Origin of the sequence: Salmonella sp. SAL00653 (genome assembly GCF_046552515.1) — a bacterium.
Taxonomy (GTDB): Bacteria; Pseudomonadota; Gammaproteobacteria; order Enterobacterales; family Enterobacteriaceae; genus Salmonella; species Salmonella enterica.
On record NZ_JBGDTY010000005.1, the window covers coordinates 121,575 to 148,327 of the forward strand.

The 26,753-nt window shown below is 52.4% G+C and carries 15 protein-coding genes and 4 pseudogenes; 11 read left to right on the forward strand and 8 right to left on the reverse strand.

Annotated elements, in window-relative coordinates:
- Positions 1 to 200 precede the first annotated feature (200 nt).
- Complete coding sequence (gene shdA, locus ACLJRU_RS08290) at positions 201 to 6,290, forward strand: fibronectin-binding autotransporter adhesin ShdA (RefSeq protein ID WP_187790634.1); 6,090 nt, start codon at positions 201 to 203, stop codon at positions 6,288 to 6,290.
- A 161-nt stretch (positions 6,291 to 6,451) separates the two neighbouring features.
- Here shdA and xseA read toward each other — a convergent pair whose 3' ends face one another.
- Entirely contained in the window at positions 6,452 to 7,801 is a 1,350-nt protein-coding gene (gene xseA, locus ACLJRU_RS08295) for an exodeoxyribonuclease VII large subunit (RefSeq protein ID WP_000953167.1), read from the reverse strand.
- Between the two features lie 161 nt (positions 7,802 to 7,962).
- On the opposite strand from xseA, the gene guaB reads away from it, so the two are divergent.
- The 5 genes and pseudogenes from guaB to ACLJRU_RS08320 all read left to right on the forward strand — a co-directional run.
- Positions 7,963 to 9,429 (forward strand): IMP dehydrogenase, encoded by a 1,467-nt coding sequence (gene guaB / locus ACLJRU_RS08300; RefSeq protein ID WP_000944174.1) that lies wholly within the window; start codon positions 7,963 to 7,965, stop codon positions 9,427 to 9,429.
- Between the two features lie 69 nt (positions 9,430 to 9,498).
- A complete protein-coding gene (guaA, locus tag ACLJRU_RS08305) occupies positions 9,499 to 11,076 on the forward strand; it encodes a glutamine-hydrolyzing GMP synthase (protein WP_000138296.1) in 1,578 nt (525 codons plus the stop codon).
- 304 nt (positions 11,077 to 11,380) lie between these two features.
- Positions 11,381 to 11,623: pseudogene (locus tag ACLJRU_RS08310) on the forward strand (Arm DNA-binding domain-containing protein); the annotation flags it as partial.
- Between the two features lie 154 nt (positions 11,624 to 11,777).
- Entirely contained in the window at positions 11,778 to 14,114 is a 2,337-nt protein-coding gene (locus tag ACLJRU_RS08315) for a YecA family protein (protein ID WP_038394027.1), read from the forward strand.
- Positions 14,115 to 14,507: 393 nt separating this feature from the next.
- Positions 14,508 to 14,819: pseudogene (locus tag ACLJRU_RS08320) on the forward strand (DDE-type integrase/transposase/recombinase); the annotation flags it as partial.
- An 80-nt stretch (positions 14,820 to 14,899) separates the two neighbouring features.
- Here ACLJRU_RS08320 and ACLJRU_RS08325 read toward each other — a convergent pair.
- Both ACLJRU_RS08325 and ACLJRU_RS08330 read right to left on the reverse strand, forming a co-directional pair.
- Positions 14,900 to 15,229, reverse strand: coding sequence for a DUF1493 family protein (locus tag ACLJRU_RS08325; RefSeq protein ID WP_023228776.1), 330 nt, complete (start codon positions 15,227 to 15,229; stop codon positions 14,900 to 14,902).
- Positions 15,214 to 15,435 (reverse strand): annotated as a pseudogene (locus tag ACLJRU_RS08330) (hypothetical protein); the annotation flags it as partial. The pseudogene ACLJRU_RS08330 and the gene ACLJRU_RS08325, both read right to left, overlap by 16 nt.
- Before the next feature lie 267 nt (positions 15,436 to 15,702).
- On the opposite strand from ACLJRU_RS08330, the pseudogene ACLJRU_RS08335 reads away from it, so the two are divergent.
- A pseudogene (locus ACLJRU_RS08335) lies at positions 15,703 to 15,846 on the forward strand (hypothetical protein); the annotation flags it as partial.
- Between the two features lie 78 nt (positions 15,847 to 15,924).
- On the opposite strand, the gene ACLJRU_RS08340 reads toward ACLJRU_RS08335, so the two are convergent.
- The gene (locus ACLJRU_RS08340) at positions 15,925 to 16,116 is read right to left on the reverse strand and encodes a YfgG family protein (protein ID WP_001540599.1); all 192 of its coding nucleotides are present in this window, start codon (positions 16,114 to 16,116) and stop codon (positions 15,925 to 15,927) included.
- 178 nt (positions 16,117 to 16,294) lie between these two features.
- Between ACLJRU_RS08340 and ACLJRU_RS08345 the strand changes: the two genes are divergently transcribed.
- Both ACLJRU_RS08345 and ACLJRU_RS08350 read left to right on the forward strand, forming a co-directional pair.
- Entirely contained in the window at positions 16,295 to 16,432 is a 138-nt protein-coding gene (locus ACLJRU_RS08345; RefSeq protein ID WP_001540598.1) for a hypothetical protein, read from the forward strand.
- Positions 16,433 to 16,528: 96 nt separating this feature from the next.
- Complete coding sequence (locus ACLJRU_RS08350; protein WP_000773647.1) at positions 16,529 to 18,742, forward strand: sensor domain-containing phosphodiesterase; 2,214 nt, start codon at positions 16,529 to 16,531, stop codon at positions 18,740 to 18,742.
- Between the two features lie 35 nt (positions 18,743 to 18,777).
- Here the strand turns inward: ACLJRU_RS08350 and ppx are convergent, their stop codons facing one another.
- The 4 genes from ppx to purM form a co-directional block, all read right to left on the reverse strand.
- Complete coding sequence (gene ppx / locus ACLJRU_RS08355) at positions 18,778 to 20,319, reverse strand: exopolyphosphatase (protein WP_001123330.1); 1,542 nt, start codon at positions 20,317 to 20,319, stop codon at positions 18,778 to 18,780.
- A 4-nt stretch (positions 20,320 to 20,323) separates the two neighbouring features.
- Positions 20,324 to 22,390, reverse strand: a complete 2,067-nt coding sequence (gene ppk1 / locus ACLJRU_RS08360; protein WP_000529555.1) for a polyphosphate kinase 1 — start codon at positions 22,388 to 22,390, stop codon at positions 20,324 to 20,326.
- 188 nt (positions 22,391 to 22,578) lie between these two features.
- Complete coding sequence (purN, locus tag ACLJRU_RS08365; protein WP_001028589.1) at positions 22,579 to 23,217, reverse strand: phosphoribosylglycinamide formyltransferase; 639 nt, start codon at positions 23,215 to 23,217, stop codon at positions 22,579 to 22,581.
- Entirely contained in the window at positions 23,217 to 24,254 is a 1,038-nt protein-coding gene (purM, locus tag ACLJRU_RS08370; RefSeq protein WP_000130475.1) for a phosphoribosylformylglycinamidine cyclo-ligase, read from the reverse strand. Before purM ends, purN begins: the two co-directional genes overlap by 1 nt.
- 412 nt (positions 24,255 to 24,666) lie before the next feature.
- On the opposite strand from purM, the gene upp reads away from it, so the two are divergent.
- Both upp and uraA read left to right on the forward strand, forming a co-directional pair.
- Positions 24,667 to 25,293, forward strand: a complete 627-nt coding sequence (upp, locus tag ACLJRU_RS08375) for a uracil phosphoribosyltransferase (protein ID WP_000706208.1) — start codon at positions 24,667 to 24,669, stop codon at positions 25,291 to 25,293.
- Positions 25,294 to 25,380: 87 nt separating this feature from the next.
- Complete coding sequence (uraA, locus tag ACLJRU_RS08380; RefSeq protein WP_000198335.1) at positions 25,381 to 26,670, forward strand: uracil permease; 1,290 nt, start codon at positions 25,381 to 25,383, stop codon at positions 26,668 to 26,670.
- Positions 26,671 to 26,753: the final 83 nt, after the last annotated feature.

Sequence of the window (26,753 nt, forward strand, 5' to 3'; positions counted from 1 at the left end):
CCTGGCATTGAAATAAGCCTTGAAATTAGTTAATAATTTGGCTTGGATAATATATTGTTTCAGGTGATTGCAACCATTCATAGAGCTGTATTTTTGTTATTTATTATTTAACTCATTGATAATGTAGCATTTAAAGGCTATTTGCAGCCCAATCAAAATCCAGTTTGCTTCGTGAACGTTATTAAAGGGAAATTTAAAAATTGAACAGGACTTACAGTATTGTCTGGAGCGCCGTGCGAAATATGTATGTCGTGGCTTCAGAACTGGCGCGAGGCCACAGCAAAGTTAAAGCGCAAGTATGCGCGAGTGAAATCCATTCCCTAAACAAAAAGTCCGAATATGGACAAATAATAAAAGCAACGCGCGCGGCGCTGGCTTGCGCCGTGGCTGCAGCGCTCGGATTTTTCAGCCCGCTGGCCATGGCCGACAATCAGGTATCATATGCTGATGCGCAGACCCACGTTCTGGATGCGTCAACGCCGCCGATGAGCTATTCGGGCACCGATGAAGGCGCGGCGCTATATGTCTCGGGTGTCGCCACCGTCGGCTGGCAGCCCACCACGGTCACAGGGACGGGGCTCGTCATTGAAACAAGCGGAGGCGGAGCTGATGATCCGGATGGCGGTAAGTATGTTTCCAACGCCATTTCGCTGGATCATTACGCTATCCTTGAGCTTACCGACGCGAAGATAACCACTACGGGCATTTATACCCAGGGTATTTCCGCAGCGGATGGCAGCACACTGACGTTAACAGACAGTACGCTAACGATTGACGGCAATTTCGGCGTAATGACGTTGTATACGGGTTCAGAAGCAACGCTGGACGGTACCATCGTTGAGGCAGCTAACAGCAGCAGCGCGCAGGTGCAACAAGGCAGTACGCTGAACGTGCTGGACGGTAGCACAATCACCCTGGCGCAAGGCCAGATAAACGTTGTTGCCGGAAACACCGCGACAGACGAGGGTTCCACCCTGAACCTGTCTGATAGCTCGGTCAGCTCTGCAGGTACGATGAGCACCATCCAGGGTACCAATAAGGCCGCTCTTAATCTCACCAACGCGACCATAACACATACCAATGCCAGCGGCGCGGCGGTACAGGCCAATAACGCCACTACCCTGGATATTACAGGCGGCAACATTACCTCTGCCGGTACGGGCGTGTATATTCTGGCGTCGGACGCCAGGATCGACGGCGCCACCATCAACGCCGACGGCGACGGTATCTTTATAACCAGCAAAAGAAAACTCGACGGGTATGAGGATCTCAACGCGCTGACGGTCAACAAAGCACAGGTTAATTCAGACACGATTGCGCTGCATGTGGACACTGGCACGACGATTAACGCTCCTATCGTGCTGACCGACAGCACATTTGAAGCGCCGGAAGTGATCAAGCTTGGCAGCAAGGCGGTAATTCAGGCCAACAATACGACATTGATCGGTGACGTTGCTCAGAGTGACATGTCATCGTCATCGCTCTCTTTAAGCCAGGGGTCCACGTTAACCGGTAGTGTAGATGCGATGTTTACTACGCTGTCGCTCGACGACACCAGCCAGTGGAACATGACCGACCCGTCAACCGTCGGCAATCTGACCAACGACGGCGATATTACGCTGGGCAACGCGAGCGGTTCGACAGGTACGCTGCTGACGGTGGACAATACCCTGACCTTACAGGATAACAGCCAGATAAACGCGACGCTGGATACCGCCAACAGCGCGCCAATTATCAAAGCCGCCAACGTCACGCTGGACGGGACGCTGAACCTTAGCTCAACGGCCACCTTTGTCGCGCCCGAAACCGACGAACACTTTGGATCGATCACGCTGATTGATTCACAAAGCGCAATCACTACCGATTTTGACAGCGTAACACTGGATGCTGACACCTCCGCTATGCCGGATTATCTGACGATCAACGCGGGCGTTGATGCGAATGATAATACCAACTACGAGTTGTCTACGGGCTTGAGTTGGTACGCGGGCGCAAATTCTGCGCGCGCTGCGCATGGCACTTTTACCGTTGATGCAGGCAGTACCTTTACCGTCACCAGCGAACTGGACGAAACCACGGCGACCTCCAACTGGAACGGCAGCAAGCTAACCAAACAAGGCGACGGCACGCTGATCCTCAGCAACACCGGCAACGACTACGGCGATACTGAAATTGACGGCGGCATTCTGGCCGCCAAAGACGCCGCCGCGCTCGGCACTGGCGATGTGACGATTGCAGAAAGCGCAACGCTTGCGCTGAGCCAGGGCACGCTGGATAACAACGTGACCGGCGAGGGCCAAATTGTCAAAAGCGGTAGCGATGAGCTGATCGTGACCGGCGATAACACTTACAGCGGCGGCACCACTATTTCCGGCGGTACGCTGACGGCTGACCATGCGGATTCGCTGGGTACCGGGGCTGTTGCTAACAGCGGCGTGCTTCAGGTCGGCGAAGGCGAGCTGGAAAATACGCTTTCCGGCAGCGGCTCGCTGGTGAAAACCGGCACAGGCGAGCTGACGCTAAGCGGCGACAACACTTACTCCGGCGGCACCACCATTACCGGCGGTACGCTGACGGCTGACTATGCGGATTCGCTGGGCAGCGGCGATATCGATAACAGCGGCGTGCTTAAGGTGGGCGAAGGCGATCTGGAAAATACGCTTTCCGGCAGCGGTTCGCTGGTCAAAACCGGTACCGGCGAGCTGACGTTAAGCGGCAATAACACTTACTCCGGCGGCACCACCATTACCGGCGGCACGCTGACGGCTGACCATGCGGATTCGCTGGGGACCGGGACTATTGCCAACAACGGCGTGCTTCAGGTCGGCGAGGGTGAGCTGGAAAATACGCTTTCCGGCACCGGTTCGCTGGTGAAAACCGGTACGGGCGAGCTGACGTTAAGCGGCGACAACACTTACTCCGGCGGCACCACCATTACCGGCGGTACGCTGACGGCTGACCATGCGGATTCGCTGGGCACTGGCGCTATCGCTAACAGCGGCGTGCTTCAGGTCGGCGAGGGCGAGCTGGAAAATACGCTTTCCGGCAGCGGTTCGCTGGTGAAAACCGGCACAGGCGAGCTGACGTTAAACGGCGATAACGATTACTCCGGCGGCACCACCATTGACGACGGTGTGCTGATTGCTGACCATGCGGATTCACTGGGGACCGGAGCTGTTGCCAACAACGGCGTGCTTCAGGTCGGCGAGGGCGAGCTGAAAAATACGCTTTCCGGCACCGGTTCGCTGGTGAAAATCGGCACGGGCGAGCTGACGTTAAGCGGCGACAACACTTACTCCGGCGGCACCACTATTGACGACGGTGTGCTGATTGCCGCCAACGTTAACGCGCTGAGCGGCGGTGATGTCGACAACAGCGGTACGCTGATGCTGGATGCCAACGGCGCATTCGAGCTTGCGAACATCACCACCCATACCGGCGCCACGACCGCGCTGGCGGCGGGCAGCACCCTTGACGCGGGCCAGCTCACCCAGGAAGACGGCAGTACGCTAAGTATTGACCTCGGCGCGGCCACCGACGACGCCGTGATTACCGCCGACAGCGTCACGCTGGGCGGCACTCTGAATGTTACCGGCATCGGCAGCGTTACAGACAGCTGGACGCCTGAGGCATACACCTATACGCTGATTGACAGCGACAGCGCCATTACGAGCGATTTCGACGATCTGACCATTGCAGGGATGAACCGCGAAGATGTTGACTTCCTGACTATCGACGGAAAAGTCGATGAAGCAGACAACACCCACTATGATCTGACGGCCTCCCTCTCCTGGTATGCGGACAGAGACAACGCCACTACCGACGCCCACGGCACCTTTACCCTGAGCGACCCTGACGGCAGCTTTAACGTTGCGGCTACACTGACAGACGTTGACGATACGCTGGATCCGGGTAGCAGATGGGACGGTAAATCGCTGACCAAAGAAGGCGCAGGCACGCTGATCCTCTCTGGCGACAACGACTACAGCGGCGGCACCACCATCAATGAAGGTACGCTGGTCGCCGCCAGTACGACGGCGCTGGGCACCGGTCTGGTAGACAATAATGCCACGCTGGTGCTGGACGCAGACGGTGAAGTCAGCGCGGTGGGCGGCATCACCACTCATAGCGGCGCGACGACCCAACTGGCGCTCGGCACCTCGTTGGATCTCGGCGACAGCGCGTTAATTCAGCAAGATGGCAGTACGCTGAGCGTTGAGCTGAATAGTGACTCAGTGCAACCGCTGATTACCGGCAGCAGCGCCACGCTTGGCGGCGATTTGGTCGTCAGCGACGCCAACCTGCAAGCGCGCGCCTCCGACGCGGAGTTCCAGTCCTTTAAACTGATGGATATGACCAGCGATATCAGCGGCGACTTTACCAGCCTGACGATGAACCTCACTGACAAGCCGGACTATCTGACCGTAACCGGGACAATCAATCCTGAAGATGCGTCAGAATATCTGCTTACCGAAGGGCTGAGCTGGAATGCGACCGCCACGTCAGCGACGCCAGCACACGGCACCTTCACTCTGGGCGCAGGCGATAGCTTTGAAGTCACCAGCGTACTGGGCGATAAAACCGGCAACGGCGACTGGGATGGTAAAACGTTGACCAAACTGGGCGCGGGTAAACTGACGCTGAGCGGCGTGAACACCTACACCGGCGATACTAACGTACAGGAAGGCACGCTGTGGCTGGCCGGAGACGGTACGATTGGCGAAGTGGGCAGCCAGCAGGCGGTGAACGTCGCTTCTGGGGCGACCTTCGGCGGCAGCAATGGTACGACCGTTAACGGTAAGGTGACCAATGAAGGGACGCTGGTCTTCGGCGACAGCGAGGAGACAGGCGCTATCTTCACCCTCAATGGCGATCTGGTCAACATGGGGACGATCGCCAGCGGCAGCACCTCCAGCACGCCGGGCAATACGCTTTATGTTGATGGCAATTACACCGGCAACGGCGGCTCGCTTTATCTGAATACCGTCCTGGGCGACGATGATTCGGCGACCGATAAGCTGGTGATTACCGGCGATGCCTCCTGCACCACCGATCTGTACATCAACGGCATCGGCGATGGAGCACAGACCACTAACGGTATTGAAGTGGTGGATGTTGGCGGCGTATCGACCAGCGATGCGTTTGTGTTAAAAAATGAAGTTAACGCCAGTCTGTATACCTACCGTCTGTACTGGAATGAAAGTGACAACGACTGGTATCTGGCGTCAAAAGCACAGTCTGATGATGACGACAGCGGTGGTGATGACAGTGATGTCACGCCTTCGGATGGCGGTGACGATGGCGGTAATGTCACGCCTCCGGACGATGGCGGCGATGTCGCACCACAGTACCGTGCGGATATCGGCGCGTACATGGGCAACCAGTGGATGGCGCGCAACCTGCAAATGCAGACCCTCTATGACCGCGAGGGCAGCCAGTATCGTAACGCAGATGGCAGCGTATGGGCGCGCTTCAAAGCGGGTAAAGCAGAATCAGAGGCTGTCAGCGGCAATATCGATATGGACAGCAACTACTCCCAGTTCCAGTTAGGCGGCGACATTCTGGCCTGGGGCAACGGCCAGCAGAGCGTTACCGTTGGCGTCATGGCGAGCTACATCAACGCCGATACCGACAGCACCGGTAACCGTGGCGCGGACGGTAGCCAGTTCACCAGTAGCGGCAACGTAGACGGCTACAACCTCGGCGTCTATGCCACCTGGTTTGCCGATGCCCAAACGCATAGCGGCGCGTATGTCGATAGCTGGTATCAATACGGTTTCTACAACAACAGCGTAGAGAGCGGTGATGCGGGATCTGAATCTTACGATTCAACCGCTAACGCCGTCTCGCTGGAAACCGGTTATCGCTACGATATTGCGCTTAGCAACGGTAATACTGTCAGTCTGACGCCGCAGGCGCAGGTTGTCTGGCAGAATTACTCAGCGGATAGCGTGAAGGATAACTACGGCACCCGGATCGATGGTCAGGATGGCGACAGTTGGACAACGCGTCTGGGTCTGCGTGTTGACGGCAAGCTGTACAAAGGCAGCCGTACGGTTATCCAGCCGTTTGCTGAAGCTAACTGGCTGCACACCAGCGATGATGTGTCGGTATCGTTTGATGATGCTACGGTGAAACAGGATCTTCCGGCTAACCGTGCGGAGCTGAAAGTGGGTCTGCAGGCAGATATCGATAAGCAGTGGAGCGTTCGCGCTCAGGTTGCCGGGCAGACTGGCAGCAATGACTTTGGCGATCTGAACGGTAGCCTCAATCTGCGCTATAACTGGTAAGTTAGACAAAACCGGGCGGGTGTTCCCTGCCCGGTTTTGAGGCGAATGACAAACCGGTTGATCGTCAGATTATGGCTACACCTTATCCGACGTGGCGCGTAGGTTGGCTGAGGCGAAGTCGAAACCCAACATCGCGCTGCAAAGGGTGGGGGAGTGTTGGATTACGTGCCCGGCGTGACGGATTTGACTTCACTTTCAAGCCAGCCGTCCTCCAGTCTCGTGGTCATGATATCGCCTGCTTTGACCTGTTTGATCTTTTTCAGCACCTTGCCGTCCGTTGTCGTCGAAACCGTATAGCCGCGCGCCAGCGTGGCTAACGGGCTGACCGCTTCCAGATGCGTGACCGCGTTGCCAAAACGCTCGCGCTGTTCGCTTAACCGTGAGCGGATATTCTCCGTCAGACGATATTCCAGCTGTTGGATGCGCGACTGCGCGCGGTGAATGCGCGGCTGCGGATTTTGCTGGCTCAGGCGTTGACTTACGCGCTGTTGGCGTTGATTGGCCTGCTTAATCCTGGCCTCAAGCGCAAATCCCATCCGTTGGCGTAGACGTTCCAGCGCGGTTTGCTGACGGGCCAGACGCAGTTGCGGATGTTGCTGTTGCAGACGGTGAAAAATCTGCGTGAAACGGCGGCTGCGATTGGCGAGGTAGTAGTCCATCGCCATGCCCAGACGCTGCTGGGCGGACTGGATCTGACGCAACAACTCCTGCTGGTTACGGCTGACAATTTCTGCCGCTGCTGATGGCGTAGGCGCGCGCAGGTCGGCGACAAAATCAGCTATCGTGACGTCCGTTTCGTGACCGACGGCGCTGACCACCGGAATGCGGCTGGCAAAAATCGCCCGCGCCACGCGTTCGTCGTTAAAACTCCACAAATCTTCCAGCGAACCGCCGCCGCGCCCGACGATCAGCACGTCGCACTCGCCGCGCGCGTTTGCCAGTTCGATAGCACGAACGATCTGCCCCGGCGCGTCGTCGCCCTGTACCGCGGTTGGATAGATAATAACGGGCAGGGATGGGTCACGACGCTTCAACACATGGAGAATATCGTGCAGCGCCGCGCCGGTTTTCGAGGTGATTACCCCAACGCAGTGGGCCGGGGAGGGCAACGGCTGTTTATGCTGCTGATCGAACAAGCCTTCGGCCTGGAGTTTGGCTTTTAGCTGCTCATATTTCTGCTGCAACAAGCCTTCGCCAGCCGGCTGCATACTTTCGGCGATGATTTGATAATCGCCGCGCGGCTCGTACAGCGTAATGTTGGCGCGTACCAGCACCTGCTGCCCGTGCTGCGGACGGAACGTCACCCGGCGGTTGCTGTTACGGAACATCGCACAGCGCACCTGAGCGGTATCGTCTTTGAGCGTAAAGTACCAGTGACCCGACGCAGGCTGCGTGAAATTAGAAATCTCGCCGCTGATCCATACCTGTCCCATCTCCTGTTCTAACAGCAGACGAACCGTCTGGTTAAGGCGGCTTACGGTAAAAATTGAGGAAGTTTGAGAGGATAACATGTGAGCGGGATCAAATTCTAAATCAGCAGGTTATTCAATCGATAGTAACCTGCTCACGGGGGATCGCAAGCACTATTTGCAAAAAAAATGTAGATGCAACCGATTACGTTCTGTATAATGCCGCGGCAATATTTATTAACCTCCCAGGTGAGATATTGCCCATGCTACGTATCGCTAAAGAAGCCCTGACGTTTGACGACGTCCTCCTTGTTCCCGCTCACTCCACCGTTTTGCCGAATACTGCCGATCTCAGCACGCAGTTGACGAAAACTATTCGTCTGAATATTCCTATGCTTTCTGCGGCGATGGACACCGTGACGGAAGCGCGCCTGGCAATTGCCCTGGCCCAGGAAGGCGGCATTGGTTTTATCCACAAAAATATGTCCATTGAGCGCCAGGCGGAAGAAGTTCGCCGCGTGAAGAAACACGAGTCCGGCGTAGTGACCGACCCGCAGACCGTCCTGCCAACCACCACGTTGCATGAAGTGAAAGCCCTGACCGAGCGTAACGGTTTTGCGGGCTATCCGGTGGTGACTGAAGATAACGAGCTGGTGGGTATCATCACCGGTCGTGACGTGCGTTTTGTGACTGACCTGAACCAGCCGGTGAGTGTCTACATGACGCCGAAAGAGCGTCTGGTGACCGTTCGTGAAGGCGAAGCCCGTGAAGTGGTGCTGGCAAAAATGCACGAAAAACGCGTAGAAAAAGCGCTGGTCGTTGATGATAACTTCCATCTGCTTGGCATGATTACCGTAAAAGATTTCCAGAAAGCGGAACGTAAACCAAACTCCTGTAAAGATGAGCAGGGCCGTTTACGTGTCGGCGCGGCGGTCGGCGCAGGCGCGGGCAACGAAGAGCGCGTTGACGCGCTGGTGGCGGCAGGCGTTGACGTACTGCTGATCGACTCCTCTCACGGTCACTCTGAAGGCGTGTTGCAACGTATCCGTGAGACGCGCGCTAAATATCCTGACCTGCAAATCATCGGCGGCAACGTCGCCACTGGCGCAGGCGCTCGCGCACTGGCGGAAGCCGGTTGCAGCGCGGTGAAAGTGGGTATCGGCCCGGGCTCCATCTGTACCACTCGTATCGTGACTGGCGTGGGCGTTCCGCAGATCACCGCTGTTTCCGACGCGGTAGAAGCGCTGGAAGGCACCGGAATTCCGGTTATCGCTGACGGCGGTATCCGTTTCTCCGGCGATATCGCCAAAGCCATCGCCGCAGGCGCGAGCGCGGTAATGGTTGGCTCTATGCTGGCCGGTACCGAAGAATCCCCGGGCGAAATCGAACTCTACCAGGGCCGTTCGTACAAATCTTACCGCGGCATGGGTTCTCTGGGCGCGATGTCCAAAGGTTCCTCCGACCGTTACTTCCAGAGCGATAACGCCGCCGACAAACTGGTGCCGGAAGGTATCGAAGGCCGCGTAGCCTATAAAGGTCGCCTGAAAGAGATCATTCACCAGCAGATGGGCGGCCTGCGCTCCTGTATGGGGCTGACCGGTTGTGCTACCATCGACGAACTGCGTACTAAAGCGGAGTTTGTGCGTATCAGCGGTGCGGGTATCCAGGAAAGCCACGTTCACGACGTGACCATCACCAAAGAGTCCCCGAACTACCGTCTGGGCTCCTGATTTTCTTCGCCCGACCTTCGCGTCGGGCGATTTATTTAATCTGTTTCACTTGCCTCGGAATAAGCGTCAATGACGGAAAACATTCATAAGCATCGCATCCTCATTCTGGACTTCGGTTCTCAGTACACTCAACTGGTTGCGCGCCGCGTGCGTGAGCTGGGTGTTTACTGCGAACTGTGGGCGTGGGATGTGACAGAAGCACAAATTCGTGACTTCAACCCAAGCGGCATTATTCTTTCCGGCGGCCCGGAAAGCACCACCGAAGAAAACAGCCCGCGCGCGCCGCAGTATGTCTTTGAAGCAGGCGTGCCGGTATTTGGCGTTTGCTATGGGATGCAGACCATGGCGATGCAGCTTGGCGGTCATGTAGAAGGTTCTAATGAGCGTGAATTTGGTTATGCGCAGGTTGAAGTGTTGACCGACAGCGCGCTGGTTCGCGGTATTGAAGATTCCCTGACCGCAGACGGCAAACCGCTGCTGGACGTGTGGATGAGCCACGGCGATAAAGTGACGGCGATTCCGTCCGACTTCGTGACCGTCGCCAGCACCGAGAGCTGCCCGTTCGCCATTATGGCCAACGAAGAAAAACGCTTCTACGGTGTACAGTTCCACCCGGAAGTGACCCACACCCGCCAGGGTATGCGCATGCTGGAGCGTTTTGTGCGTGATATCTGCCAGTGTGAAGCGCTGTGGACGCCGGCGAAGATCATCGACGACGCCGTGGCGCGCATTCGCGAGCAGGTAGGCGACGATAAAGTGATCCTCGGTCTCTCCGGCGGCGTGGATTCTTCCGTCACCGCGATGCTGCTGCACCGCGCGATCGGTAAAAATCTGACCTGTGTATTCGTCGACAACGGCCTGCTGCGTCTCAACGAAGCCGAGCAGGTGATGGACATGTTTGGCGACCATTTTGGCCTGAATATCGTTCACGTTCCGGCGGAAGAGCGCTTCCTGTCCGCGTTGGCTGGCGAAAACGATCCAGAAGCCAAGCGTAAGATCATTGGCCGTGTTTTTGTGGAAGTGTTCGACGAAGAAGCGCTGAAACTGGAAGACGTGAAATGGCTGGCGCAGGGCACCATCTACCCTGACGTTATCGAATCTGCGGCGTCTGCAACCGGTAAAGCGCACGTCATCAAATCTCACCACAATGTCGGCGGCCTGCCGAAAGAGATGAAGATGGGTCTGGTTGAACCGCTGAAAGAGCTGTTCAAAGACGAAGTGCGTAAGATTGGTCTGGAGCTGGGCCTGCCGTACGACATGCTGTATCGCCATCCGTTCCCGGGGCCGGGCCTTGGCGTGCGCGTACTGGGCGAAGTGAAGAAAGAGTACTGCGACCTGCTGCGTCGCGCGGACGCTATCTTCATTGAAGAGCTGCGCAAAGCGGATCTGTACGACAAAGTCAGTCAGGCGTTTACTGTCTTCCTGCCGGTCCGTTCCGTTGGCGTCATGGGCGATGGTCGTAAGTATGACTGGGTTGTCTCTCTGCGTGCCGTCGAAACCATCGACTTTATGACCGCACACTGGGCGCACCTGCCGTATGACTTCCTCGGTCGTGTTTCCAACCGCATCATCAATGAAGTCAACGGGATTTCCCGTGTGGTGTATGACATCAGCGGTAAACCACCGGCTACCATTGAGTGGGAATGATTTCGCGTCTAGCAACAGCCTGCACGTAAAAGCAGTAAAGTACCTCTAAGCCCGCGTAACTGCGGGCTTTTTTGTTTTTATGTCTGGCACTTTCTGGCAGCTGTTAGCAACGGGAAGCACGGTTTTTTCAATGGAATTTTTGATGGTACTCTCTGGTTTTGAATTCAGGTTTGAAAAAGTACCATGTGATAAATTTCGGTTGAGTTATGGTATTTTTTTATAACTCGATTAAAAACAGATAGTTAAATAACTTTTCTGAATTTTTTACAACATGGTATTTTTTGATAAAGGAAAACAATAAACCATGTTGACTGATACCAGGCTGCGTCACCTTAAGCCGAAGGAGAAACTCTATAAAGTTAATGACCGTGATGGTCTGTATGTTGCGGTCACTCCGGCTGGAACGATCTCATTTCGTTATAACTATTCAATAAACGGAAGACAGGAGACCGTTATTTTTGGCCACTATGGTGTTGGAGGGATCACGCTTGCAGAAGCGCGTGAACGGCTCAATGAAGCCAAAAAAATGGTTGCCGGTGGAGGGTCACTCGAAACCTCGACGTAACCAGAGTAAGGGCGATATATAAGAAAGCTGATTATCGTGAACAGCGTAAAGCCAAGATGCAGGACTGAGCTGATATGATTGACGAGTGAGCATTATGGTGCTCGAAAGATCAGTAGTTCAAAATGGGGTGATAAGAATGAATATGGAAGAAGATCGAAAGAAGGCTGTAGCTTCTTTATTGAAGGATATGGAATCCATTGCTGACCGAATGCGTGAGTTGATTGTCAAAATGCCTCCGCATGATTTGCTCGGGTACATCTACGCTCAGCACATGATGAAAAAAATGGGAAACCAAATTGGGGGCGAAAAGCAAGGCCAAGAGGGTAGCCCAGCTGACGTAGTTAATGAAACCCAGTTCTTACTGGAGTATGTTCACGCGGTTCTGGCATCTGAGGCCGCACCTGCGGATATGGAATTCGACGAAGCACTGTGCGCTGAGCTGTTTGAACGTAGCCGAAAACTGAGAGAGCTGGCCATGTTCTTTGCTATGGCCACCTCTGCTGATACCAAAGATGGCATCTTCGGTCCTAATACGGCCGACATTGAATTCCGTGCGAAATCCACTTGGGTCATGATACGCGGGAATCGTTATCAAGTTTTGGAGGGCGAGTTCTATCGCTACGTTCTGGCGCCTCACAATGATGTTTTGGAGGAGGTGTACGGCATTGGTGCCACCGATATTGCGGAAGGCTTTCAAGCCATGGCCGACGCTACTCGTTCTGGACAGGCCAACGCTATCATTGAGATGATGAAGCAGTGTGAGGCGGTAAAAGCTTTTTCTATAGAGCAAAGTAAGTCTATGGAAGACGCTATAGAGTCATGGATTGCTGAAAATGAGGAGCAGTCGAAAGCGGCCCGGGGGGCGATGGAGGATATACTTCGCGGCGGTATTGCCAATGTAAGTCGTCACACGAAGTTGCCACCGACATTGCTAGCAGACTTGTCATACCAGCGAGGAGAAGATACAGAGTTCTTCGCAGCGGGCGATTTTAAGGGGACACCCTTTCGGACACTGCCAGCACGTAAGAAACCTCTAATTCAACTTGGGTCGGACTACTACGCGGTCGATCCCTGTTTTGCTCGCGATGCGGGGTATCGTGCGCTCCTATTTAATCTCCTTCAGCGAAAGCCGGATTACAATAAGGTCTTTAAAGATCGGCAGAAAATGATGAGCGAAGCAGCCTTTGCTGACATTCTCTATGCCCAGCTTCCGGGAGCCACAGTTCTCCAGGAGGTTTACTACAAGGATCCTGACAGCAAGCAGTGGTCCGAAAACGATACTCTCATCCTGGTCGATGATGTGCTGTTACTAGTTGAGGCTAAGGCTGGTGCAGCTGCCACCATTGCATCACCGGCGCTTGATTTTGGCCGCCATGCTCAATCAGTGCAGGACTTAGTACTCAAGGCATATAAACAATGTGCGCGCTTCTTCAATTATATGAATTCGGCGGATGAAGTGTCCCTCTACCACCTCGTGAATGGCAAATACGAAGAGTGTTGTCGTGTGCGTCGCTCTGACTACCGGGTGATGGTGCCGATTGGGTTGACAGTCGAGTCGTTCTCGCCCTTTTCCACGTACTGTAAAGAATTACCGCAGGTTGAGCCTTTACTTGGAAAGCATGCTTTCATTTCACTGTCCATCGACGATTTGTTTGTGCTCAAGCGACTCTTGCCCACACCCGGGGAGTTCGTCCATTACTTGGAGGTGCGGCAAGCCGTGGCCGGAATACGCGGGGCTCATCTCTTTGATGAGTTCGATCACTTGGGTGCTTACCTGTCGAAGAACCGTTTTGATCAGGATATTATCGAGCAATTGAAGGAAGAGAAAGCGAACATGGTTATCTGGGATGGCATGAGTGACATCGTCGACAGGGCCTTCGAAGGTGAGGAGTGGGAAAGCAAACCGTTCCCAAGTCAGAAGTTCCCGGAGGAGGTTCTGAAGCTGCTTGGAGCACTCGATAGCACCCGAGCTAGCGGCTGGCTTTCAGCAGAGAGTCATATCCGTGACCTAGGAGAGGAAGGCCGGAATAATCTGGCCAGGATGCTGTCCGACCATCGAAAAACACTGATTCAGCATCCCGTTCGTTACTTTGTTCTGGGCGGGGACGGTGTACTGCTCTTCGTTTGGCTTCAACGGCATGGTCATCCAATTGACTGGAATAAGGTGAACAATAAGGCTAGCGCAGTTGCGTTGAGCGCCAAGGCTACTAACGTCATTGGCGTTGTGGCTGAAGTTAGTGCCGATGGTACTTATGTCCAGGCGCGGTCTTTCAAAATTTATATACCGACGGAGCAAACAGCAGAAAACGCACACATTTATGAAGACGCGGCGAAAATGGCCAATCCTGTACGTACGGTCAATCTCGAACGGGAAAAACAAGTCCACCTTGGTCGCAAGAGCAAAAAGATTGGCCGTAATGTCCCTTGTCCATGTGGCAGTGGCATGAAATACAAGAGATGTCATGGACGGTAGAATCTGCTTAGGAGTTCAAATGGAGGTTGTGCATAAATTTGTGTAATATACTGATTTTTATCTTTAATTTGAGATTTTATTCATGTTGTGCGAGAGTTTTCTCAGCATGAGCCTGAGCTTAATAAACATCGATGAGCAGAAAAAATAAAAAAATCTCCGCATGGTATAGATTGTGGTATCGAGAAAGATCGACTTTATAAATAACTGTTATTTCGATTAATTTTAATTTAATTGATAATTGAGTGGGAATAAGTCGATAATCCTTCCTGTGTTTTCATGAACAGGTAAAAGTGAATTTAACCCTCTGTTTTTGCAGAGGGTTTTTATTTATGTGCATTCATGAATTTTCTATGTGGCGCACAGCTTCTGGCGGCAAATTTGACGTAATCATGAACCCACGAAGGTTGGCTGTATCTTGCCGTGGTCGTTGATTTGTTCTCGCGCAAAGTTATCGGTTGGTCAATGCAACCACGAATGACAAAAGACATTGTCCTGAATGCGCTTCTGATGGCCGTGTGGCGACGTCATCCCCAAAAACAGGTGCTGGTTCAGTCTGATCAGGATAGTCAGTACACCCGCTATGAATGGCTGAAATTGCACGGACTGGAGGGCAGTATGAGCCGTTGTGGCAACTGTCATGACAATGCGGTTGCAGAAAGCTTTTTCCAGCTACTGAAGCGTGAACGGATAAAGAAAAAGATCTACCAACGACTCAGAAGTGTCCAGGTTATCCGTGGCGATTCAGCCCAAATAAGGGGTATTTAAAAATATGATAACTTTATTCTTCAACTATATAACCAACGCCCAGCTTTAGCACTTTCAACGAGCATACCAACCGTTAGTGGCTTACGCGGATCAGGCTCTTTACTTCCAAAGTACTCTGGATTCAGATAGTTGAGTATGTCAAATCCTTCTGAATCTACATTCCAACGCTTGAAGTACTTTTGTAGAAGTTCTTCACTATCTTCAAAAACGAGTTTAAGATCATCCCTAATACTGGTATCAAGCGTGATGATTCGCTTTGGCCCACAGAGAAAGTACTTTTTAGTGTTATATTCCTGAACGATAAAATCGATAATTTCTTTCTCAATATCTCTCATTAGAAGTACGTCCACTGAATGCGATCTTTAGGAACCGCCACACGATTAAATGTATCTTTAATATCACGCTGGATATCATAAATCGTAGTGAATGTCATAACCCAACCGAGCCAGGGTACATTACGACCAACGAAACGACCTAAATTATTCGTTGAGCTTAGCTGTAATGAGTTGATGGTTTTGCCTGTCAACGTTGGTAATCTGATCCCAGGTGGCTCTTTACAAAACAAATTCTGACGTATAGGACTGGTCACCTTATTCTCCTCCCACGATGGTTATCTTCCTGATTTCGCATTGACTCTGGTGGATAGGGCGGAGCCGCAGGTGACCTTTGAGTATACGTTTACGGTAAAGCACTGCATCGACACAATAGCTGGTTTTCTGAAGTGCGTTGAGGTTGAGCCGCATCCGGTTATCGCAGAGATACTCACACAGTTTGAGAGTACCGTACGTCAGTGCCCGCTGGGATTCCAGATTTGCCCTGAACTTGTGCCAGCTACCGGGAGTTTAACCACGCTGAAGGCTATCGGATTTTGTATTCAGTCGAGGGAATCTTAGTAACCGCGCATGTGATCTTATCACCCAGGCTGGATATCCCGCGGTTGCTCTTTAAGCGTCTGATCATGGCCTGAACCCATTGAGTGGGATTGTCTTTTTGCGTTAACGCTAAAGCTTCTTTTTCTTGCGCGGGCTTTTTAACGGATAACAGCTTAACGTTGTCCCGGTGTGGTGACAGAAAGCGATGACTGTTGCGCTTCTTTTTTATCCTGATGGTGCTGCCAGGCGCTGATAGAAGAGTAGACGAAACGTCCAAAGAAGAAGAGAAAACTGATAAGCAGTACGATACGGGTCATGCGAGTGTTAAATCGATGTCGTTTTCGCATACTGTTGGCCTGACTCACAAAGGGTTCCTTAACGTTGGCCCAGCGGTATGGGCGGGATCAGGCTGGGTTCTTCAAGGGTATTATCAAGGCGAAGAACGTAACAAGCCTGCGTTCACTCTACATTAAGGCATACTGCGAACCGATGGTCAATTCCTCTTAATGTAAAATTGCGTCAGTTGATTTATCTTATATTGTTATGGAAGATAATTTTAGTATTTACATTAATAATAAATTAATGATAACAAAGAATAAAAAGGCGAATAAAGGCTGCAGGAGAAAGGTAATAATTGACTTAAATCAAATGTTACTTTTGTTTAATAATTACAATCGATGACTATCGTGTGATGTATATCGCATCATCAATTTAAAGTCAGGTGGGATGCCTGTCTGTTAACGCCCCTTTGGGATTGGGGGGTTCTGCTGAGCATCTATGAAACTAAATAAAACTTATATAAATATCAGAGATAAATGGTGGGGACTACCGCTCATTCTCCCTTCGATTTTACTGCCTGTTTTAAGTAGCGCAAATACTTATGCGCTTACCAGCACTGGAAATGTGGTTCTTTTTTACCTGCCGTTAGCTTTTATGCTTAGCCTGATGCTCTTTTTCGGCTGGGCAGCACTGCCGGGCATTGTGCTTGCTATCTTCTGGCGCAGATACCCGCAGACAGGGCTGTATGAAACCCTTTCCGTGACGATGCACTTTATCATTACTATCGTGCTAAGCTGGGGCGGCTATCGTGTCTTTTCCCCCCGGCGAAACAATGTTTCCCACGGCGACGCCCACCTGCTGTTTCAACGAATATTCTGGCAGGTATTTTGTTCTGCAACATTATTTCTGGTCATCTACCAGTTTGCCGCTTTTGTTGGCATGTACGAAAGCAAAGCCAGCCTGATGGGGGTAATGCCCTTTAATATCAACACGCTGATTAATTACCAGGCGTTACTGGTCGGTAACCTTGTCGGCGTGCCATTGTGCTATTTTATTATTCGTACTCTCCGCAATCCGCTGCACCTACGGGGGTATTATCAGCAATTAAAGCTACAGATTGATAGCAAGGCCACTAAAAAAGAGATCGTTATTTGGCTGGCCGTATTGACTACACTAATGTTTATACTGTGTATGCCATTGACTGATAATAGTTCAATATTTAGTACAAACTATACGCTTTCGTTATTATTGCCGGTCATGCTGTGGGGTGCGATGCGCTATGGCTATAAGTTTATTTCAATTATCTGGGCCGTCGTGCTAATTACGTCGATTCATTATTATCAGCGTTATATGCCCTGGTATTCAGGTTATGATACGCAATTAGCGATTACCTCTTCGAGCTATCTGGTTTTTTCTTTTATTGTTAATTATATGTCTGTACTGGCCACGCGTCAGCGCGTAGTGAGTGGTCGCGCACGGCGGCTGGCCTATCTTGACCCGGTTGTACATCTTCCCAATTTACGTGCGTTAAACCGCGCGCTCCAAAATGCGCCTTGGTCTACGATCTGTTTTTTACACGTGCCGGGCCTGGAGCTATTGGGTAAAAATTATGGCGTCATGCTACGCATCCAGTATAAGCAAAAGCTCTCTCACTGGATTACGCCGATGCTGGCCTCAAATGAGTGCGTCTACCAGATGTCAGGGCACGACCTGGTGCTGCGTCTTAATACAGAGGCGCATCAGCAGCGTATTGAAGCGCTGGATAAACATATTAAGCAGTTTCGGTTTATCTGGGATGGACTGCCGCTACAGCCGCCTGTCGGCGTGAGCTACTGCTGCGTGCGTTCTCCGGTTAGCCACCTTTATCTGCTGCTGGGCGAATTAAGCACCAGTTCCGATCTTTCGTTGACGACTAACGCGCCGGAGGATTTACAGCGGCGCGGCGCAATGCACCTGCAGCGCGATTTGAAGGGCAGAATTGCGATGATGAATCGCCTGCAACAGGCGTTGGAGCACGATCATTTTTTCCTGATGGCGCAGCCTATTTTCGGTGTTCGTGGGGACGTTTACCATGAAATTTTACTGCGACTCAGGGATGACAACGGCGACGTTATCAACCCGGACAATTTTTTACCCGTGGCGCATGAGTTTGGTTTGTCTTCCGCTATCGATCTCTGGGTGATTGAAAACACGCTGCGGTTTATGGCGGCCAGCCGGGAATATATGCCCGCGCATCGTTTTGCCATTAATCTGTCGCCAACATCGGTATGCCGCGCTCGTTTCCCTGCAGAAGTTAAGCAGTTGCTTACGCAATATCAGGTTGAACCCTGGCAACTGGTTTTTGAGGTAACGGAAAGCAACTCTCTCACCAATGCTGAGCAGGCGCAGTTGACGCTGGGACAGCTACAGCAGTTTGGCTGTCAGATAGCGATTGATGATTTCGGTACTGGCTACGCCAGCTATGCGCGGCTGAAAAACGTTGACGCCGATATTCTTAAAATTGATGGCAGTTTTATTCGCAATATAGTGTCAAACAGTCTCGATTATCAGATTGTGGCTTCTATTTGTCATTTAGCGCGAATGAAAAATATGCAGGTCGTCGCGGAGTATGTCGAGAGCGAAGAAATACGAAGCGTCGTGCTCTCGTTGGGGATCGACTATCTTCAGGGATATTTAATTGGCGAGCCGCAGCTATTATCTGAGATTCAGTAAAGACAGACGCCGCGGCGCGGCGTCTGGCTCACAATTTACGCGGCGATCTCCGGCGAGCTTTCTTCCTCAATATTGAGACGCCAGCCAGTTACAGCTTCCCAGTACTGCTGTTCTTTTTCCAGATCAAGCAGTACCAGCGCATTCTGGCTGAACCAGTCATGCGGAAAACATAACGTCCAGTGGCTGTCATCGGTCGTTAGTCGCAGCGTCGGCGGCGTAGTGGTCGCCTGCCGCTGGTTGTTCAGTAATACGCCCAGCCGAAGTAGCTGAATTAACGGCAGATACTGTTTTTTCTTAAACAGCGTAAAGCGGGGCATATCATCCAGTTTTATGGCTTTACGATGGTAACGCACCAGCGTCGCCATCATCATTTGCTGCTCCTGATTAAAGCCGGGCAAATCGCTGTGTTGCAGAATATAAGCCGAATGGCGATGTAAACCGCTGTGATTAATATTCAGTCCAACCTCATGCAGCATTGCCGCCCAGCGGAGCAACGCTTCAAGCTGCGGATGCGCCAGTTTTGGCTGCTGGGCCTGCCACTGCTCGTACATCTGCATGGTGGTTTCCAGCACGCGTCTGGCCTGTTCTCTGTCAATGTTGTATTGATTGGCCAGACTTTTTGCGGTACGGCTGCGAACATCCTGATGGCGGAAGCGGCCTTCCATTTCATACAGCACGCCTTCGCGCAACGCGCCGTCGGAAAGGCGAAGCTCGCGGATAGCCAGAGCATCAAAAACGCCGCACAGAATCGCCAGGCCCGGCACAAAGACCGCTTTTCGTTCTTCAGACAGACCCGGCAGGCTGAGCGCATTAAAGGAGCGGTGCTTCAACACTTCTGACTTCAGTTTATCGAGGCGCTCCGGCGTAATGAAGCCATCTTTCTCACCCAGCGCCAGGAGAACTTCATGAGCGGCCTTAATCGTACCGGAAGCGCCCATCGCCACGTTCCAACCCTGAATACGATACTGCCAGGTTAAGGTTTCCAGTTTTTGCGCTGCCGCCATTCGGGCGCGCTGGAAGTTTTCTTTATTGATAACGCCGCCGGGAAAGTAGAGCTGCGCGAAGCTCACGCAGCCCATACGACGGCTTTCAACCAGCCTGGGTTCGAAGTTTTCGCCAATGACCAGCTCTGTTGACCCGCCGCCGATATCGATCACCAGCTTGCGGCCTTTTTCCGGCTGCGTATGTTCTACGCCCATAAAAATCAGGCGCGCTTCTTCGTTACCGGAAATAATCTCTATCGGGTAGGGAATAACCTTTTCCGCGCGTTTGAGAAAATCAGCGGCATTTTGCGCCTGACGTAACGTATGGGTGCCTACGATACAGACGCTGGAAGGGGAGAAACCTTGTAAGCGTTCAGCAAACAGCGACAGACAGCTAAGCCCCCGTTCCATGGCTTCTTCGCTGAGTTTATTATCTGCGCCCAGCCCGTCCGCCAGATGGACGCGCTGTTTTAAACGCCCGATAATCTGCATTGCGCCGTCAACCACGCGGGCAATGACCATATGAAAGCTGTTTGAGCCGAGATCGACCGCAGCGAACTCCTGCGGACGAGGGGATTTATCGTAAATTGGCATAGCGTTAGTCTGGTTGCTCGAGTGATTTGATGTAGTCATAAATTGCCAGCTGCGCCTGGACTTTACGGCGATTGCCGCGCGGTACGTAGCGGTTGCTGAGTTCTTTATCGATAAAACGCGCTTTTACCGTGTCGCTAAACAGAATGTCAATGATATCCAGGACGCGCTGTTTAAGCCGCGGGTCGAGGATAGGCGTAGCGACTTCGATACGGTAGTCAATATTACGCGTCATCCAGTCAGCTGAAGAGAGCCAAACTTGCTTATCACCGCCGTTTTCGAAAATATAAACCCGATCGTGTTCCAGATAGCGATCCACGATGCTAATCGCGCGAATATTATCGCTAATGCCTTCCAGTTGCGGAATAAGAGAACACATACCGCGTACCAGCAGATTGACCTGGACGCCCGAACCCGACGCGGCGTATAGCCTGTCGACCAACCCTTTATCAACCAGGTTGTTAAGCTTTAAGGTAATCCCTGACGGTAAGCCTTGCTGGGCATTGGCGATTTCACGATCGATCATCTCATACAGCAGACGCCGTGAGTTTTGTGGAGAAACCATCAAATAATCGAAAGTGACCGGGCGATAGGGGTTTTCAATAAAATTAAAGACCCGACGCACTTCATTGGTAATGCGCGCATCGGCGGTCAGCAGCGAATAATCGGTATACAGCCGCGCTGTTTTTTCGTTGAAGTTACCGGTGCCGATATGCGCATAACGCACCACGTCATCACCCTCTTTTCGTGAGATGAGAAAGAGTTTGGCGTGAATTTTCAGCCCGGGCGCAGAGAAAATAACATGGACGCCCGCTTCGGTTAACCGCTTGGCCCAGTGAATATTTGCCTCTTCATCGAAGCGCGCCTGCAACTCCACCACCACGGTGACTTTTTTGCCGTTATGGGCGGCATGGATCATCGAGTCAATAATGCGCGAGTCTTTCGCTACGCGATAAATATTGATTTTGATCGCCAGCACGCTTGGGTCAAACGACGCCTGACGCAGCAGTTCCAGCACATGTTCAAAGGTGTGATAAGGATAATAGAGCAGCACATCACGTTCACGAATCGCGTCGAAACCGTTACGAAACTTCTCTTTATCAAACCAAAGATGGCGTAACCGCGGTAACGGTTTATTGACCAGGTTGGCTTTACCGACATTCGGAAAATTAATAAAGTCTTTAAAATTGTGGTAGCGCCCGCCGGGTACGATTGAGTCATACCGGGAGATCGTCAGTTTTTCCCGCAGTACGTCGACCAGCGCGGCGGGCATATCGCGTTGGTAGACAAAGCGCACAGGTTCAGCGGTCAGGCGCTGCTTCAGGCTGGAGGACATCAGCTCCATCAGACTGGATTCCATCTCATGCACCAGGTCATATTCGGCATCGCGGGTCATTTTCATCGAATAGGCATTAAGCGCGTCATAGTCGAAGAACCCTTTAAAAATGTCATCCAGGCAGTAGCGCAGAATATTATCCAAGAGGATCATCGGTTTGCGTCTGCGCGGTGTCTCCGGCGGCAGATTAACGAAGCGTGGGACTTTGTCGGACGGTATCTCCAGCAGCGCATAGTTGATGGTGTCGCCACGGATAATCTCCACCGCCAGATAGGTGTAATCATCTTTTAAAAACTGAACAAGATCCGTCTCCCGGTTAATGAGAATCGGGGTAATATGCTGGCGCAAATAGTGCTTAAAATAGTGGCGCAACCAGCTTTGTTGGTTCACCGAGAGCTGACGCTCGTTGATCAGAAAGATTTGATTACGCGCCATTTCCAGCAGTAATTCGTTGTACAGGCCGTCGAACTCCTGGTCTGCTTTCAACACGCGGGACTGAATTTTGCCTAACAAATGGCGTGAATGAGAATTTGAACCCTGTTCTTCGCTGATAATAATGCGTCGTTTCAGTTCAGCGAAACGCACTTTGTAGAACTCGTCGAGGTTATTAGAGTAGATTCCCAGGAACCGCATCCGCTCAATCAACGGGTTGGATTTATCCGCCGCTTCCTGTAACACGCGTTCGTTAAATGCTAACCAGCTCAGTTCTTTCTCGATATATAGCTTTTCCTGACCCATTACTACCTATACTCCGTTTTATTCACGGGACACTGCCTGATGATTATGGCGAGCATTACGCGTTAATGTCCAACTGCGCCAGAAAAATATGACAATAAACTGATAGCATAAAGGAAGGGAAAAGAGTAGGCCGGATAGGCATTTATGCCGCCATCCGGCAAGCAGACGCAGTCCTGTCCGATGACATATTATTCGTCAGACGCATAACCTTGCGGCGGCAGACGACGCCCGTCCAGCCAGGCGGCGTTATCGCGCATCTTTAGACGCCCCTGCGCAAACCAGCTAATCACCAGCGGATAAATCGCATGTTCCTGAGTCTGTACGCGTGCGGTGATATCATCTTCGCTGTCGTCGGCAAAAACCGGCACCTTCGCCTGGAGAATGACCGGGCCGCCGTCGAGTTCGTCTGTCACGAAATGTACCGAAGTACCGTGCTCCTCATCGCCGTTTTCCAGCGCCTGGCGATGGGTATGCAACCCCGGATATTTTGGCAGCAGGGAAGGGTGAATGTTCAGCAGACGCCCGTAGTAATGCGCGACAAACATCGGACTCAGAATACGCATAAAACCGGCCAGCACGACCACATCGGGCGCATACGCGTCTATCTTGCGAATCAACTCGCGATCGAAGGCGTCGCGGCTGTCAAACCGATCGGCAGTCAGCGCTTGCGCCGGAATACCGGCTTCTCTGGCGCGTTCAAGGCCGAACGCGTCGGCCTTATTGCTGAATACTGCCCTGAGGGTGCCTTTAATTTTCTTCGCTTCGCAGGCATCGATAATCGCCTGTAAATTGCTTCCATTGCCGGAAATCAGCACCACAATATTCATTATTCAATAACCACACGCTGTTCGGAATCAGAGGCTTTGATGATACCGATTTTCCATGCGTTTTCACCTTTCTCGTTTAGCAGAGCAAGCGCTTTGTCCGCTTCCGGAGCGGAGAGCGCAATCACCATGCCGACGCCGCAGTTAAAGGTACGGTACATTTCATGTCGGCTGACATTACCGGCGGTTTGCAGCCAGGTAAAGATGGCGGGCCACTGCCAGGACGACTCATTAATTACCGCCTGGGTATTCTCCGGCAGAACGCGCGGAATATTTTCCCAAAAGCCGCCGCCGGTGAGGTGGGCGATAGCGTGTACATCGATGTTTTCAATCAGTTCCAGAACCGATTTTACGTAGATACGGGTCGGTTCAAGCAGATGATCGGCCAGCGGCTTCCCTTCCAGCAGAGTGGTTTGTGGGTCGCAGCCGCTAACGTCAATAATTTTCCGCACCAGCGAATATCCATTCGAATGTGGGCCGCTGGAGCCGAGCGCAATCAGCACGTCGCCTTCGGCAACCCGGGAGCCGTCGATGATTTCTGATTTTTCGACTACGCCGACGCAGAAACCCGCCACATCGTAATCTTCGCCGTGATACATGCCCGGCATTTCCGCCGTCTCGCCGCCGACCAGCGCGCAGCCGGATTGCAGGCAGCCTTCGGCAATACCGTTGATCACGCTGGCGGCGGTATCGACATCCAGTTTACCCGTGGCATAGTAATCGAGGAAAAACAGCGGTTCCGCGCCCTGAACGACCAGATCGTTTACGCACATTGCCACCAGATCAATACCGATAGCGTCGTGGCGCTTTAAGTCCATCGCCAGGCGAAGTTTGGTGCCTACGCCGTCAGTGCCGGAAACCAGTACCGGTTCACGATATTTTTGCGGCAACGCGCACAGCGCACCGAAACCGCCCAGACCGCCCATAACCTCCGGGCGGCGAGTTTTCTTCACTACGCCTTTGATTCGATCAACCAGAGCGTTACCCGCATCAATATCGACGCCGGCATCTTTATAGCTAAGAGAGGTCTTATCGGTCACTGCCTGGTTCCCCACGTTTTTTTTGCGGTAAAAGTTAAATTCGGCGCAATTCTAACAGGGAAAGCAAACGTTTGCGAGCGTGGTCTGCGCCCTGGTTATCCGGGCGATTTTTTTTGCATGGTTTCGGTCGCTGCTTGAAAATTTCCCTGTTGGTAAAAAAGAAAAGGATATCCAGCACTTGGTTTACGACAGGCGGTCGGGACAGGTCATTCACCCTTAAAATTGCTAATATTCAAACGGTTGTTAGCCTTTATCGCCTGTTTCAACGTGAGTGATTTATACTCACTTTTCCGCTATCAGCGCTTTTGGTTGATCCAAGTCAAGCATACATTGTGTTGCGTCAGAGAGGAAAAGCGGTATAATCCGGCGATTTTTTTTGTGGTTGCCAGTCATCTGAGGATAGGAGAAGAGTATGAAGATCGTGGAAGTCAAACACCCACTCGTCAAACACAAGCTGGGTCTGATGCGTGAAAACGACATTAGCACTAAACGCTTTCGTGAACTCGCCTCAGAAGTAGGCAGCCTGCTGACGTATGAAGCGACAGCCGACCTGGAAACGGAAAAAGTCACCATCGAAGGCTGGAATGGCCCGGTGGAAATCGACCAGATCAAAGGTAAAAAAATTACCGTTGTGCCGATTCTGCGCGCGGGTCTGGGCATGATGGAAGGCGTTCTGGAAAATGTACCGAGCGCGCGTATCAGCGTAGTCGGGATGTACCGTAACGAAGAGACGCTTGAGCCAGTACCTTATTTCCAGAAACTGGTATCGAACATTGATGAGCGCATGGCGCTGATCGTCGACCCGATGCTGGCGACCGGCGGTTCTGTCATCGCGACCATCGACCTGCTGAAAAAAGCCGGCTGTAGCAGCATTAAGGTGCTGGTGCTGGTCGCCGCGCCGGAAGGCATTGCGGCGCTGGAAAAAGCGCACCCGGACGTTGAACTGTACACCGCCTCTATCGATCAGGGGCTTAACGAGCACGGATACATTATTCCGGGGCTTGGCGATGCCGGCGATAAGATTTTTGGTACCAAATAAGTGAATAAATAATTAAAAGCCGACTTTAAGAGTCGGCTTTTTTTTGAATAAAACCACTCATAACAAACACACTTAGAGGAAAACACTATGACGCGCCGTGCTATCGGGGTGAGTGAAAGACCGCCGCTTTTACAGACAATCCCGCTTAGTTTACAGCACCTTTTCGCCATGTTTGGCGCGACCGTGCTGGTGCCAGTTCTGTTTCATATCAATCCCGCGACGGTGCTGCTGTTTAACGGTATCGGAACGTTGCTGTATCTCTTTATCTGCAAAGGTAAAATTCCTGCCTACCTCGGATCGAGCTTTGCCTTTATTTCCCCGGTATTACTGTTGTTGCCGCTGGGTTATGAAGTGGCGCTGGGCGGTTTTATTATGTGCGGCGTGTTGTTCTGTCTGGTCTCTTTCATCGTTAAAAAAGCGGGCACCGGCTGGCTGGATGTGATGTTCCCGCCTGCGGCAATGGGCGCAATCGTTGCCGTCATCGGTCTGGAGCTGGCTGGCGTCGCGGCGGGGATGGCCGGATTACTGCCTGCGCAAGGGCAGTCGCCGGACACGAAAACAATTATTATCTCCATGGTCACGCTGGCGGTGACGGTGTTCGGCTCCGTACTGTTTCGCGGTTTCCTGGCGATCATTCCGATTTTGATCGGCGTGCTGGCGGGCTATGCGCTGTCATTCGCGCTGGGGGTGGTCGATACCACGCCGATTGCTCAGGCGCACTGGTTTGCGCTGCCGACCTTCTATACGCCGCGTTTTGAATGGTTCGCGATCCTGACGATTCTGCCCGCGGCGTTGGTCGTGATCGCCGAGCATGTCGGTCATCTGGTGGTGACGGCGAATATCGTCAAAAAAGATTTAGTGCGCGATCCCGGTTTGCACCGCTCGATGTTCGCTAACGGACTGTCGACGATCATTTCCGGTTTCTTCGGCTCCACGCCGAATACCACCTATGGGGAAAATATTGGCGTCATGGCGATCACCCGCGTTTACAGTACCTGGGTTATCGGCGGCGCGGCGATTTTCGCCATTCTGCTTTCCTGCGTCGGCAAACTGGCGGCGGCGATTCAGATTATCCCGTTACCCGTGATGGGCGGCGTCTCGCTGCTGTTGTACGGCGTCATCGGCGCGTCGGGGATTCGCGTCTTGATCGAATCGAAAGTCGACTACAATAAAGCGCAAAACCTGATCCTCACCTCGGTGATTTTGATCATCGGCGTGAGCGGCGCGAAAGTGCATATCGGCGCGGCAGAATTGAAAGGGATGGCGCTGGCGACCATCGTCGGGATTTGCCTGAGCCTGATTTTTAAACTGATTAGCCTGTTGCGTCCGGAAGAAGTGGTACTGGAGGCAAATGATGCGGAGCCCCCGCATCAGTAACGGGTTGCCGGGCAGCGATGCTGCCCGGTTCTATCTCACGGGAATTATGTGGTAAACTCAGCGCGATTTTATGTCATCCTGGG